The 12,490-nt window shown below is 69.5% G+C and carries 14 protein-coding genes; 3 read left to right on the top strand and 11 right to left on the bottom strand.

Going from position 1 to position 12,490, the window contains the following annotated elements:
• The first annotated feature begins 15 nt into the window (after positions 1 to 15).
• Positions 16 to 657: a hypothetical protein gene (locus ABD108_RS02990; protein ID WP_343929226.1), complete on the top strand. Its 642-nt coding sequence runs from the start codon at positions 16 to 18 to the stop codon at positions 655 to 657.
• Here the strand turns inward: ABD108_RS02990 and ABD108_RS02995 are convergent.
• From ABD108_RS02995 to ABD108_RS03035, 9 genes are all read right to left on the bottom strand, one after another.
• Positions 635 to 1,729, bottom strand: coding sequence for a galactokinase (locus ABD108_RS02995; RefSeq protein ID WP_343929228.1), 1,095 nt, complete (start codon positions 1,727 to 1,729; stop codon positions 635 to 637). The two genes, ABD108_RS02990 and ABD108_RS02995, sit on opposite strands and share 23 nt — an antisense overlap.
• Positions 1,726 to 2,826 (bottom strand): galactose-1-phosphate uridylyltransferase, encoded by a 1,101-nt coding sequence (gene galT, locus ABD108_RS03000; protein ID WP_343929230.1) that lies wholly within the window; start codon positions 2,824 to 2,826, stop codon positions 1,726 to 1,728. Before galT ends, ABD108_RS02995 begins: the two co-directional genes overlap by 4 nt.
• Positions 2,826 to 3,617 carry a DeoR/GlpR family DNA-binding transcription regulator gene (locus tag ABD108_RS03005; RefSeq protein ID WP_343929232.1) on the bottom strand — a complete coding sequence of 264 codons (792 nt, stop codon included), beginning with the start codon at positions 3,615 to 3,617 and terminating at the stop codon, positions 2,826 to 2,828. Before ABD108_RS03005 ends, galT begins: the two co-directional genes overlap by 1 nt.
• Positions 3,618 to 3,623: 6 nt before the next feature.
• Complete coding sequence (locus ABD108_RS03010) at positions 3,624 to 3,917, bottom strand: hypothetical protein (protein ID WP_220656315.1); 294 nt, start codon at positions 3,915 to 3,917, stop codon at positions 3,624 to 3,626.
• A gap of 35 nt (positions 3,918 to 3,952) precedes the next feature.
• Positions 3,953 to 5,662: a sodium:solute symporter family protein gene (locus ABD108_RS03015; protein ID WP_220656316.1), complete on the bottom strand. Its 1,710-nt coding sequence runs from the start codon at positions 5,660 to 5,662 to the stop codon at positions 3,953 to 3,955.
• A 99-nt stretch (positions 5,663 to 5,761) separates the two neighbouring features.
• On the bottom strand, positions 5,762 to 6,925 hold the full coding sequence (locus ABD108_RS03020) for an aminotransferase-like domain-containing protein (protein ID WP_343929234.1): 1,164 nt from the start codon (positions 6,923 to 6,925) through the stop codon (positions 5,762 to 5,764).
• A gap of 69 nt (positions 6,926 to 6,994) precedes the next feature.
• Positions 6,995 to 7,726: an SDR family oxidoreductase gene (locus ABD108_RS03025; RefSeq protein WP_343929236.1), complete on the bottom strand. Its 732-nt coding sequence runs from the start codon at positions 7,724 to 7,726 to the stop codon at positions 6,995 to 6,997.
• A gap of 78 nt (positions 7,727 to 7,804) precedes the next feature.
• Entirely contained in the window at positions 7,805 to 8,662 is an 858-nt protein-coding gene (locus ABD108_RS03030; protein WP_343929238.1) for an RNA polymerase sigma-70 factor, read from the bottom strand.
• A gap of 6 nt (positions 8,663 to 8,668) precedes the next feature.
• Entirely contained in the window at positions 8,669 to 10,072 is a 1,404-nt protein-coding gene (locus tag ABD108_RS03035) for an NAD(P)H-quinone dehydrogenase (protein WP_220656321.1), read from the bottom strand.
• An 89-nt stretch (positions 10,073 to 10,161) separates the two neighbouring features.
• Between ABD108_RS03035 and ABD108_RS03040 the strand changes: the two genes are divergently transcribed.
• A complete protein-coding gene (locus ABD108_RS03040; RefSeq protein ID WP_343929240.1) occupies positions 10,162 to 10,662 on the top strand; it encodes a gamma-glutamylcyclotransferase family protein in 501 nt (166 codons plus the stop codon).
• A 43-nt stretch (positions 10,663 to 10,705) separates the two neighbouring features.
• Here ABD108_RS03040 and ABD108_RS03045 read toward each other — a convergent pair whose 3' ends face one another.
• A complete protein-coding gene (locus ABD108_RS03045; RefSeq protein ID WP_343929242.1) occupies positions 10,706 to 11,092 on the bottom strand; it encodes a hypothetical protein in 387 nt (128 codons plus the stop codon).
• 69 nt (positions 11,093 to 11,161) lie between these two features.
• On the bottom strand, positions 11,162 to 11,380 hold the full coding sequence (locus tag ABD108_RS03050) for a hypothetical protein (RefSeq protein WP_343929244.1): 219 nt from the start codon (positions 11,378 to 11,380) through the stop codon (positions 11,162 to 11,164).
• A gap of 55 nt (positions 11,381 to 11,435) precedes the next feature.
• Between ABD108_RS03050 and ABD108_RS03055 the strand changes: the two genes are divergently transcribed.
• Positions 11,436 to 12,416 carry an ArsR/SmtB family transcription factor gene (locus tag ABD108_RS03055; protein ID WP_343929246.1) on the top strand — a complete coding sequence of 327 codons (981 nt, stop codon included), beginning with the start codon at positions 11,436 to 11,438 and terminating at the stop codon, positions 12,414 to 12,416.
• Positions 12,417 to 12,490: the final 74 nt, after the last annotated feature.

Below are 12,490 nucleotides of genomic sequence, written 5' to 3' on the forward strand. Positions count from 1 at the left end.
GCGTTGAATAACCTCATGCAACGGGTGATGATCGGCGTGGTGGTAGCTGCCGCGTGCTATCCGCTCAGCGCGTGCGACACCCCCGAAGCAGCGCCGCGAACCCCGCCTCGGATCAGCACGGTGTCGGACGTGTCGACGCTGACCGATCTGGCTGCCGACGAGTTCGTCGCTAGCCTGAATACGATCGGCGCCCCCGCCGGTCAGCGCTGCCGCCGCACGGGACCCGGACGGGACACCGGACGCGATCGAGGCGGGCTCCTCGCTTCGCCGCAGTCACTGACCGTCTCGACCGTCACGTACACCAAGGATGTGACCATTGATGCTTCGCCCGTCATCGATGGGAACGGTGAAGCAGCGATGAGCGTGGTGATCCCGCCGGAATCACGCGGAGCGAAAACACGTTTCACCGCCACCTACGATGGCATCGACATCGCGAACCGTCGGGGCCTGCACCCGGAAGGTTATGCGGCGACGAGTCAATGGGCGCTGATGTTCACGCAGGTGGTCACGAAGAGGGACTTCCCGTTCACCTGTACCGGACCGTCCGGTGATCAAGTCTCAGTGCACACCGTGGGCGTCTGGGACGGGCTGAGACTGGCAGCCTATCCAGATTCCGAATCGGAGCCGATCGTGATCAAGGAGACAGGACTTCCCTAATCCCGTGGGCGCCCTCGCCCGGGCGGATGACGGTGACCTCCGGGCGCGGGTGCCCGGCGGCCTCGACGGACCCGGGCAGTTCAGCCGCGATTCGGTCGGCGGCGGCGCGCGGGGCGAGCGCGATCACCGTGCCGCCGAAGCCGCCACCGGTCATCCTGGCCCCGTACGCTCCGAGTTCCTCGGCCGTCGCCGCGATGAGATCGATCGCGGGAACGGTGATCTCGAAGTCGTCGCGCATCGAGGCGTGCGAGGCGGTCATGAGCACACCGAAGGCGGCGTGATCCCGGCTCCGTAGCGCGGCGGCGCCGTCGAGCACCCGGCGGTTCTCGGTGAGGATGTGGCGCGCACGGCGCCGGGTCTCGTCGTCGGAGAGCCGCTCCCACGCATCGTCGGCGGCATCGCGCAGCGAGGCGACGCCGAGTTCGGCGGCGGCGCGCTCGCACGCCGCGCGGCGCTTGCCGTACTCGCCGCCCGCGTGCTGATGCGGCGCACGGGAATCGATCGCCAGCAGCACGTCGTGCTCCAACTCCAGCGGGATGCGGCCGACTTCGAGCGATCGGAAGTCGAGCAGCATCGCCTCGTTCTCGCGGCCGTACAGGCTGCTCATCTGGTCGAGTAGTCCCGTGGGGGCACCCACGTAGTGGTTCTCCGCGCGCTGCGCGATGCGGGCGACGGTGGTCCGGTCGGGAGCGGGCGTGCCACCGGCCTCGATCAGGGCGCCGAGCACCGCGCATTCCAGTGCCGCAGAGGAGGACAGGCCGGCGCCCACCGGGACCTGCGAGGTCAGGTGCATCCGTCCGCCCGGCGGCGTGATGCCGTGATCCCTCAGCGCCCAGATGCATCCCGCGACGTACGCGGCCCAGCCCTCGACATCGCCCGGCGCGGTGTCGAGGGGGATGACGACCGTGCCGCTCTCACCGTCGGAGCTCACCGTGAGCCGGGTTCCACCGTCCGGCTCGAACACCGCGGAGGTTCCCACCTGCAGCGCGATCGGCATCGCGTAGCCGTCGTTGTAGTCGGTGTGTTCGCCGATCAGGTTGATGCGGCCGGGGGCATACGCGCGCACCGTCATTCGATCACCTGCCGCAGCTCCTGCGCGATCGTCTCCGGAGTCTTATCGGTCACGAAGGCGTCCCGTCCGGACTCCGCACCGGCGAGGTACTTCAGTTTGTCGGCGCTGCGCCGGATCGAGAAGAGTTCGGCGTGCAGGCAGCCCTCGTCGGAGCCGGACCGGAACTGGTGCCACCCGGCGATGTAGGGCAACGGCGAACCGTACAGCGCGTCGAAGGCGCGGAGAACCGTGAGGTACACCCGGGCCAGATCGTCGGCCTCCGCGGCCGTCAGCTCGGCGAGGTTGTGCACGTGGCGATTCGGGTACACGTGCACCTCCACCGGCCAGCGCGCCGCGAAGGGCACGAAGGCGGTGGCGTGTTCGGTGCGCACCAGGATCCGCTCGTCGTCGGCGATCTCGGCGGCCAGGATGTCCTCGAACAGATCTGTGCCGGAGCGGGAACGGTGCGCTGCCGCCTCGCGCAGCATGGCCTCGGTGCGCGGCGTGCGGTACGGGAAGGCGTAGATCTGACCGTGCGGATGCGGCAGGGTGACACCGATCTCCTCGCCGCGGTTCTCGAAGCAGAACACCTCCGCCACGTCGTCGCGCTCCAGCAGCTGCGTGGTCCGGTGGGCCCACACGTCCACCACCAGGCGGGCGTGCTCCTCGGTGAGCCGGGCGAACGCGCCGTCGTGCGCGCTGGTGAAACACACCACCTCGCAGCGCCCGACGCCCGGATCCTCCACGCGCAGGCTCCCGCCCGGGTGATCGACGGCGGTCGCGACCGCGCCGGACAGTGAGGGGAATCGATTCTCGAACGAGGCGACGCGGTAGTCCTGGACCGGGAGCTCACTGGAGCGGCCCTCGGGGTCCGGGCACAGCGGGCACATGTTCTTGGGTGGCTTGTACGTGCGGTCCTGGCGGGCCGGCGCCACGATCACGCGATCGCCGGTCTGCGGATCGCGGCGCACGGTGGTGACGGGGCCGTCCGGCCGCGGCGCGAGGGCCCGTCGATCGGTTCCGAGCACCGGCCGCGGAGCGTCGGGCAATTCGAACAGCAGGATCTCCCGGCCGTCCGCCAGATGCCCCGCGGTCGGGTCCGGCAGCGATCGGGTCATTACACGCCTCCTTCGGCGACGGTGAGTGCGACGACGCCGGACAGCGCCTCGCGCGCGGCTGGTCCGAGACCGCCGTCGGTGATGAGTTGGTCGACCGCGGAGAACTCCGCGAACAGGTGCGCGCCGATCTCACCGAATTTGGTGTGGTCGGCCAGCATCACGGTGATCCGTGATGCCCCGATCAGGCGCCGGTCGGTCTCCGCCTCGCCGATGTTCGGGGTGGTGAATCCGGCGGTTGGGTCGATGCCGTGGCATCCGAGGAAGCCGATATCGCAGCGCACGCGTTCGAGCATGGCGTTGGCCACCGGGCCCACCAGGGCATCCGACGGTGTGCGTTGGCCGCCGGTCAGTTGCACGGCGCCCCCGGCAACGAGGTCCGGGGCGGGATCGGTGAGCACGTGGAAGTGCGAGATCGAGTTGGTGACCACGGCGATGGCCCGCCCGCGGAGCAGCCGGGCGAGCTCCAGCGTGGTCGTTCCCGCACCGAGGGCCACCGTCATCCCGTCCTCGATCAGTGCCGAGGCGGCATTCGCGATGGCCCGCTTCTCGACGGTGGCGCGTTCGGCCTTGAGCGCGGACGTCGGCTCCAGGCCCCGTCCGGACGGGGCGCCGGCGGTGCGGACCGCTCCGCCGTGCACCTTCGTGAGCTCGCCGCCCTCCTCCAACCGGTCGAGGTCGCGGCGAATGGTCATCTCGGACACGCCCAGGTCCTCGGCGAGGTCGTTCACCCGCACGGCGCCGTGCGCGATCGCCGCGGCGAGGATGTGTCGTCGTCGCTCCGCTGCGAGCACTCGGGGCTAGCCCTGCGCGGAGTCGTCGCGCGGGGGCTTGAGCGCCGCCCAGGTCGCGAACACCGCGGCGAAGAACAGCATCCCCGCCCCCACCCACAGGTTCGCCGAGCTACCGGCGGCCATGTCGATGGGATTCTGGCCGCGCTGTGCCTGGCCGGCGCCCGCCTCGGCGACGCTCGGAAGCAGTCCTGCGATCAGCAGGCCGATCCCGTAGAGGCCGAGGAGGGCTGCGATCACGTTGCGGATGTCGAACAGTCGGGTCAGCAGTCCCTGTTTGGGAGTACCGGAGGAATCGGTCATCGGTGTGCTCCTGTCGTCGAAGTCATTGTGGCTCATCAGCGGAAGATGATGCCCAGCACCAGGGTGGTGGCGAGGACGGCGATGCCCAGCGGAACGGCACGCGCGTACCACGGAGCGACCGCATCGGACTCCTCGGCACCGCGCAGGATCGCCTTATCGGTGAGCGAGTACACGTAGCCGTTGAGCTCGGCCTCGGGCTTGGGCATGGTGAAGTACGAGACCACCACCGAGATCAGGATGTCCACCACGAACGCCGCGGAGGCGGCGACGAAGGCCATGCCCTGGCCGGGGAGGTCGATCACCCCGGTCTTCTGCAGGATGAACACCGTGATGGCCGCCAGCGTGCCGGCCACCAGGCCCACCCAGCCCGCGGTGGGTGTCATCCGCTTCCAGAACATGCCGAGCAGGAAGGTCGCGAACAGCGGGGCGTTGAAGAAGCCGAACAGGGTCTGGAGGTAGTCCATGAGGTTGGAGTACCCGGCGGCGATGGTCGCGGTGCCGACGGCGAGCAGCACGGCGATCACCGTGGCGACCTGTCCCACCTTGATGTAGTACGAATCCTCCCGGTCCTTGACCACGTACTGCTGCCAGAGGTCGAAGCTGAAGACGGTGTTGAAGGCGGAGACGTTGGCCGCCATGCCCGCCATGAACGAGGCGATGAGGCCGGCGACCGCGACGCCGAGCAGGCCGTTGGGCAGGATGTCGCGCATCATGAGCAACATCGCGTCGTTGTACGTGACCCCTTCGGCCGCACCGTTGTTCTTGAGATTCATCATGTCGCCGATCGCGGCGGCGCAGATCATGCCCGGAACCACCACGACGAAGGGGATGAACATCTTCGGGATGGCGCCGATGATCGGAGTGCGGCGGGCGGCCGACATCGAATCGGATGCCATGGCCCGCTGGACCTCGACGAAGTTGGTGGTCCAGTAGCCGAAGGAGAGCACGAAGCCGAGACCGAAGACGATGCCGACCACGGACCACACCGGGGATTCGAATCCACTGAGCGCCTGGCCCGGCCAGGTGTGCAACTGTTCGGAGACGGTGGCGGTGACGCCCTTATCGGTGCGGGTCTCGATCACCTTCTCGCGCAGGCCGCTCCAGCCACCCACCTTGATCAGGCCGATCACCGTGAGCGGGACGAGCGCGGCGAGGATCACGAAGAACTGCAGCACCTCGTTGTAGATCGCGGCCGAGAGACCACCGAGCACGGTGTACGTGAGCACCACCGCGGCCGCGACGAGCAGCGAAACCCACTGCGGCCAGCCGAGGACCACATTGATCACGGTGCCGAGCAGGAAGAGGTTGACGCCGGCGATGAGCACCTGCGCCACGGCGAAGCTGATCGAGTTCACCAGGTGCGCACCGGTTCCGAACCGCTTACGCATGAACTCGGGGACGCTGCGGACCTTCGAGCCGTAGTAGAACGGCATCATCACCAGGCCGAGGAAGACCATGGCCGGCACGGCGCCGATCCAGTAGTAGTGGAAGGTCGACATGCCGATCTGGGCGCCGGTCGCCGACATGCCCATGATCTCGACGGCGCCGAGGTTCGCGGACACGAAGGCGATGCCGGTGACCCATGCGGGGAGCCGCCGACCGGACAGGAAGAAGTCGAGACTCGATGCCACCTGCCGCCGGGCCAGGTAGCCGATTCCCAGCACGAACACGAAGTAGATCGCGATCAACCAGTAATCGAGGAATCCGACGTTCAGTCGGAGCGGAGCGTCCATCGCCAGGTTCATGGCCGATAGTCCCCTTCAGTCGCAGCAATGAGTCCACGGAATCTAACAGGCTCAAACACTGGAACGATGAAGATTGTTTGAATTTGTGCGGCAGAAGTGTCAGAGAACGGTCGCAAGACGCTTCACGGCCTCGAACAGCACCTCCGGCTCGGCCGTGGTGAAGCAGAACCGCAGGGCCGTCGAATGCCCTCCCACCACGGCGAACGCGGCACCCGGGACGTACGCGACCCCGGCGTCGGCCGCGGCGGGGAGCGCCGCAGCGGTGTCGGTGCCGTCGCCGAACTCGCCCCAGAGGAACATGCCCCCAGCGGGTTCGGTCAGCGTGAGCCGGTCGCCGAACCGCTCGGTCAGCGCTGCGTGCAGGGCCTGCGCGCGCTCGCCGTAGACGGAGCGGATCCGCGCGACGTGGGCGTCGAGCCACGGCTCGTCCGCGAGGACATCGGCGGCGATCGCATGCGTCAGGCTCGACCCGCACAGGTCCGCACCCTGCTTGATCCGTTCGACGAGTGCCAGGACCGCCGGATCGCCGTGCATCCACCCCACGCGCAACGCCGGCGCGATGATCTTCGATGCGCTCGAGAGCCGGATCACCCGGTCGGTGTGCGCGGCAACCGGCGCCACCTCGTCACCCCGGAACCGCAGACGGCCGTACGGATCGTCCTCAATGATCCAGAACCCGAATTCGTCGGCGAGCCTCGCCAGTTCGATACGCCGCTCGCCGGAAAGGGATGCGCCGCCGGGGTTGTGGAAGTTCGAGACCGTGTGCACCACCCGCACACCGCCGCGTTCGAGGATGGGCCGCAGCGCGTCGACGCACATGCCGTCGCCGTCCATCGGCACCGCCTCGATGTTCGCTCGCACGGTGGCGAACACCTGCAACGCCCCGGTGTACCCCGGGTCCTCCACGACCACCGTGTCGCCGGGATCGAGCAGCACCTGCGCCAACAGCGAGAGCGCCTGCTGCGAGCCGTGCGTGATCACCACCGAGCCGGCATCGCGCCCGATCGCCGCCGATTCGCGGGCGTGCACCACCTCGCGGAGCGCGGGTGCGCCCGTCGTCAATCCGTACTGCAGGCTCGACGGTGCCGCCAGCGCCCGCGCCGCGGCCGCGGCGATCCGCTCCGTGGGAAGCAATTCGGGTGCGGGCAGGCCACCTGCGAGCGAGATCACCCCCGGCCGGTCGGTGATCGCGAGTAGGTCACGGATCGCCGACCCGCGCACATTGCGCACGGCCGCCGACCCCAGTTTTCCGTGTGTCGCCATGAGAGAACTCTGACAGACCAGAGTTCAGATTGCGAGAAATATATCCCAACTAATGAGACACGCAGTAAGCTAGCCGAAGAACCTGGTGCCCGCGATGGCCGCGTCGGGACCGGGGAGCAGGGTGCCGTCGTCCAGGTGCGCGCCGAAGTAGGTGGCCTGCGGATCGCGGACCACCTCGCGCTCATCGCCGTTCGCCGCAAGAGCGCGCCGCACCAGCTCGTCGAGGGCGAAGGTGTCGGGCCCGGCCACCTCGGCGAAGCGGCCCAGCGGCGCGGCCGTGGCGGCGGAGGCCACCGCGGCCGCCACATCCGCGGAGGCGATCGGCGCGATGCCCGCGCCCGGCAGGCGGATCACACCGTCGACGGTCGACGCGGCGGCGATGCCCGGTACGAACTCGAAGAACTGGGTGGCCCGCACGATCGAGTAGGGCACACCACCGTCACGGATCAACTCCTCCTGCTTGATCTTTCCGCGGAAGTACCCGCTCTCCGCGAGCCGATCGGTGCCCACCACCGAGAGCGCGACGTGGTGCCGTACTCCCGCCGCCTTCTCCGCGGCCAACAGGTTGCCGGTGGATGCGGTGAAGAACTCCAGCACGGCGTCGTCCTCGAACGACGGGGAATTGGCCACGTCGATCACCACATCGGCACCGTCGAGCGCGCCCGCGAGCCCCTCCCCCGTCACGGCGTTGATCCCCGTGCTCGGCGCGCCCACGATCACCTCGTGTCCGTCGCCCCGCAGCACGCGTACCACCTGGGAACCGATGAGTCCGGTACCGCCGATCACCACGAACTTCGCCATCTCGCTTCTCCTTCTGTGCCGGCCCGACGTCCGCGGGCTCTGCATCAAGGACCGGACGGCGCCGCGGTCTGTGACAGCTCAGCCGAAATCAGTGAGCTTCTCCGGGTTCATGACCCACATGAGCTGCGAGATCCCGCTGTCGTCGGCACTCACGCAGAGCAGCGCGGAGGGCCGCCCGTCGTGCAGGAACAGCGCCGCGGGCTGGCCGTTGGCCTCCACGATCCGCACCTGTGCGTCCGGCCAGAACCGGGTGGAGAATCCCGCGACGAACCGGGCCACGTCGTTGCCGCCCACCACCGTGCGGCGCGCGGCCCGGCGCACACCGCCGCCGTCGGTCTCGCTCACCACGTCCGCGGCCAGTACCGCTTCGAGGCCGGCGACATCGCCCGCGTGCGCGGCGGCCAGGAAGGCGTCCAGCAGCGTGCGCAGCCGGTCGCGCGAGGCGGTAGTGCGCCGCTCACCGTCGACCCGCTTGCGAGCGCGGCTCACCGCCTGCCGCACCGCGGGCTCGCGCATCTGCAGGATCTCGGCGATCCGATCGTACGGGTAGTCGAAGGCCTCCCGCAGCACGTACGCCGCGCGCTCTGCCGGACCGAGCCGCTGCAGCACGTGCAGCACCGCCAGTTCCAGCGCAGCGCGGCGCTCGGCCCCGAGCTGCGGATCGGACTCCGTGTCCACGGGGGTGGGGAACCAGGGGCCCACATAGGCCTCGCGCCGCGCATGCGCCGACTGGGCGAGATTGAGCGCGAGCCGCGTCGCGGTCACCACGAGGAAGGCCTCGGGATCGCGGACGCCGGTGCGGTCGCCGCCCGCCCAGCGCAGCCACGCGTCCTGCACCACGTCCTCGGCATCCGGTGCGGAGCCGAGGATGCGGTAGGCGATGCCGAACAGCCGCGGGCGGGCGCGGGTGAACGCGTCGAGCGCGGTGTCCGGCACGGGCGGCTACGCCAGATCGTCCTGACGCATCAACTGACGCGCGGCCTCGGTGACCGAACCCGCGAGCGACGGGTACACCGAGAAGGTCTGCGCCACATCGTCGACCGAGAGTCCGTTCTGCACCGCCAGCGTGAGCGGCAGGATCAGCTCGGAGGCGTTCGGCGCCACCACCACGCCACCGATCACCATGCCGGTGTTGGGACGGCAGAAGACCTTCACGAAACCGCGCTTGAGGCCGGACATCTTCGCGCGCGGGTTGGTCGCGAGCGGCAGCATCACGGTGCGGGCCTGGTACGTGCCCTCGTCGATGGCGGCCTGCGAGACGCCCACCGTCGCGATCTCGGGGCGGGTGAAGATGGCCGAGCTCACGGTCTTGAGCTTGACGGGCGAGACGCCCTCGCCGAGCGCGTGGTACATCGCGACGCGGCCCTGCATCGCGGCCACCGAGGCCAGCGGCAGCACGCCGGTGCAGTCGCCGGCGGCGTAGATGCCCGGCACCTTGGTGCGCGAGACGCGGTCCACGGGGATGTAGCCGCCCTTGTTCAGCTCGATGCCCACGTCCTCGAGGCCGATGCCCTCGGTGTTCGGGATCGATCCCACGGTCATCAGGCAGTGCGAGCCCTCCACGGTGCGCCCGTCGGTGAGCCGCACGATCACGCCGTCCTCCGTGCGCTCCACCTTGTCGGCGTAGGCGCGCTTGACCAGCGAGACACCGCGATCGACCAGCGCGTCCTCCAGCACCAGCGCCGCGTCCTCGTCCTCGTGCGGCAGCACGCGGTCGCGCGAACTCACCAGGGTCACCTTGATGCCCAGCTCGGTGTAGGCGTGCACGAATTCGGCACCGGTCACACCGGAGCCCACCACCACCAGGTGGCTGGGCAGCTCCTCCAGGTCGTAGAGCTGACGCCAGGTGACGATGCGCTCACCGTCGGGCTGTGCGGACTCCAGCACGCGGGGCGACGCGCCGGTGGCGACGAGCACCACATCGGCCTCCAGCGTCTGCTCCCCGCCGGACGGGGTCACCACGTTCACCACGTGCTGCGCCATGCCCGGGCTGCTGGGCGCGAACGAGGCGCGGCCGCGGATCATCCGCACGCCCTCCCCCGCGAGCCGGGCGCGGATGTCGGCCGACTGCGCGGCGGCCAGGTCCTTGACGCGGCTGTTGATCCGCTCGACGTCGATCTCGACGCGCTCGAAGTGCAGCTCGATGCCCAAGTCCACCGCGCGCCGGGTCTCGGTGCGGATGCCCGTCGAGGCGATGAACGTCTTCGACGGCACGCAGTCGTAGAGCACGCACGCGCCGCCGATGCCGTCGGCCTCGATCACGGTCACGTCGCCGCCGTGCGCCACCGCCACGAGCGCCGCCTCGTACCCGGCCGGACCGCCGCCGATGATCACGATGTTCGTCATGGGTCCAACGCTATCGTCCGCCGCCGCGACGCGTGCGGGCACCATCGCACCCGACCGCCCACCCGGGCGGGCGCGCTAAAGTCTGACCTGTGCCGATCTACGCCGCCTACGGCTCCAACATGCACCCCGACCAGATGGCCGAGCGCGCCCCGCACTCGCCGATGTACGGCACGGGGTGGATCCACGGCTGGCGCCTGACCTTCTCCGGCGAGGACATCGGCTGGGAGGGCGCGCTCGCCACCGTCACCGAGGACCCGTCCGATCCGGACGCCAAGGTCTTCGTGGTGCTCTACGACGTGACCACCGACGACGAGGTCTCCCTCGACCGCTGGGAGGGCTCCGAGCTGGGCATTCACGTCAAACTCAAGGTGCGGGTGGAACTCACCGACGGCGGCTCCACCCTCGCCTGGCTGTACGTGGTGGACGCCTTCGAGGGCGGCCTGCCCTCGGCCCGGTACCTCGGCGTGATGGCCGACGCCGCGTACATCGCCGGCGCCCCGCAGGAGTACGTCCTGGACATCCGCACCCGTGAGTCGCGCAACGTGGGTCCCGGTCCCGGCGCCGCCGCCGACGGTCCGCCGGAGGCCTGACGTCAGTCAGCTCCGGAGGTCGGCGGGCGCGTCGGCCGACGAGTCAGGCCAGGACGATCCACAGCGCGATGGCGATGACCGCGAGGAGCATCACAGCGGGGATCGCGGCCAGGCTCCAGACCACCGTGGCTGTGCCCGCGCCGGGACGCGACTGCGGCACCAGGCCGATCCGCCCGTACCCCATGCCCATGTGCGGGCTCGTGTAGTAGACCGTGGCCATCTGCCCGGGTGCCACTGGCACGTCCAGGTTCACCCAGCCCTGCGTGGTGGGATAGGTCTCGGTCACGGCCACGCGATGCACCCCGGGCGTGACGGGAACCACCAGCCAGTTCAGGTTCGCGGTTTGCATCATGCCGTCGACCACCACCATCGGCACGGCGCCCAGCACTCGGTCGAGCTCGATCCTGATGGCGGAGGGTGCTGCTGGCATGCCCGAAAGCTATGCGGGCGCGCCTAAGGCACGATTGCCGGACGCTTGTGATCGCGCGTGCGACCGAGGTCAGGCGGTCTCGGGGCCGCAGGCCTTCGCCGACGGGGCCGGCTCGATGGCCGCCGCCAGGCGCCGCAGCGCGCCGGCGACGGTGAGCCGCAACCCGGGCCGCAGACGATCCTCGCGGTGCCGTGTCGTCGCTTCGTCGTGCAGATCCGCCAGCCGGGCATAGACTGCTGCTACCGGTGGATCCGATGTCAGGTTCCAGTGTTCTCGATATCCGCTCATATCCCGAGTACACGCGAACCGCGGCGAAGGTTCCAACGATTTAGGTGGCGCCTACATGTTGACCTACGTGCTGGACGTCGGCGATCTGGCCGACGCCCGATTCGTGCTGTCCCCGTTGAACGAGACCGCGCTCAGCCTGTTCCACCTCCGCACGGCATATCCGCGGGCACCGCACCTCGCGCGGTGGCGGGAGGAGTCACTCGCCCAGCGCGCCCGGTTCGACCACGCCACCATCGATGCGCTGGTGTCGCCGTCCGGCAAGCAGATCCCCGATTTCCTCACGCCGATACCCACGTCCGACCCGCGGCCCTCCTTCGACGAGCATGTGCGCTTGATCGCGCAGACCGAACCGGAGGTCGCCCGCGCCGCGCTCGCGGAGCTGACCACCACGCCGTCACCCGCGCTGGAAGCCCTACTGACGCACAGGGACCCCGCCGCCGCCATCGCCGATGCGCTCGACTGCTACTACCGCGCTGCGATCGCGCCGATCTGGCCCACCCTGGAGCGCATACTCGAGGCCGATGTCACCTACCGCGGTCGCGAACTCGCTGCGGGCGGTCCGGCCCGACTCTTCGAATCGCTGACCCCGCACGTCGCATGGAGCCGCACCGGAGAACTCCGTGTGGATCTGGCCTGCTCGAACGGATCGGGCGAGTTCTCCTCCGACGGTCGAGGTCTCACCCTGATCCCCAGCGTCTTCGTCGGCGCAGTGGTGGTCGCCCACGATCCGCGGACCGCACCGCTGCACATCGGCTACCCGGCCCGCGGGTCGGCGACGCTCACCGAATCCGCACCGCCCGTCGCCGCCGACGCGCTGCGCAAGCTGATCGGTGCGGCGAAGGCGGACCTGCTGGTGGCACTGGAGGAACCATCGGCGGTCAGTGAGTTGGCTCGCGTTCTGGGGGTGTCACCGTCGGCGATCTCGCAGAGCCTGAAGGTGCTCAGCGCCAACGGGATCGTGGACAGTGCTCGCTACGGCCGCCGGGTCCTGTACCGGCGCACCGCGATCGGGGACGCCCTCGTCACCCGCCGATGATCGCCGCGTGGGGGACGACGGCCTCCCCCACGGAACCTCGCCTCCCCCACCGCACGATGTGCTTCCGATGAGGG

The sequence above is a fragment of the Tsukamurella strandjordii genome, assembly GCF_039525985.1.
In the GTDB taxonomy this organism is placed as follows: Bacteria; Actinomycetota; Actinomycetes; order Mycobacteriales; family Mycobacteriaceae; genus Tsukamurella; species Tsukamurella strandjordii.

Bases quoted from the DNA above. Each gene is read 5' to 3' on its own strand.
- ABD108_RS03050 (WP_343929244.1), bottom strand. From the start codon at position 11,380: ATGAGCGGATATCGAGAACACTGGAACCTGACATCGGATCCACCGGTA.
- ABD108_RS02990 (WP_343929226.1), top strand. From the start codon at position 16: ATGCAACGGGTGATGATCGGCGTGGTGGTAGCTGCCGCGTGCTATCCG.
- ABD108_RS03020 (WP_343929234.1), bottom strand. From the start codon at position 6,925: ATGGCGACACACGGAAAACTGGGGTCGGCGGCCGTGCGCAATGTGCGC.
- ABD108_RS03010 (WP_220656315.1), bottom strand. From the start codon at position 3,917: ATGACCGATTCCTCCGGTACTCCCAAACAGGGACTGCTGACCCGACTG.
- ABD108_RS03015 (WP_220656316.1), bottom strand. From the start codon at position 5,662: ATGAACCTGGCGATGGACGCTCCGCTCCGACTGAACGTCGGATTCCTC.
- ABD108_RS03055 (WP_343929246.1), top strand. From the start codon at position 11,436: ATGTTGACCTACGTGCTGGACGTCGGCGATCTGGCCGACGCCCGATTC.
- galT (WP_343929230.1), bottom strand. From the start codon at position 2,826: ATGACCCGATCGCTGCCGGACCCGACCGCGGGGCATCTGGCGGACGGC.
- ABD108_RS03035 (WP_220656321.1), bottom strand. From the start codon at position 10,072: ATGACGAACATCGTGATCATCGGCGGCGGTCCGGCCGGGTACGAGGCG.
- ABD108_RS02995 (WP_343929228.1), bottom strand. From the start codon at position 1,729: ATGACGGTGCGCGCGTATGCCCCCGGCCGCATCAACCTGATCGGCGAA.
- ABD108_RS03045 (WP_343929242.1), bottom strand. From the start codon at position 11,092: ATGCCAGCAGCACCCTCCGCCATCAGGATCGAGCTCGACCGAGTGCTG.
- ABD108_RS03025 (WP_343929236.1), bottom strand. From the start codon at position 7,726: ATGGCGAAGTTCGTGGTGATCGGCGGTACCGGACTCATCGGTTCCCAG.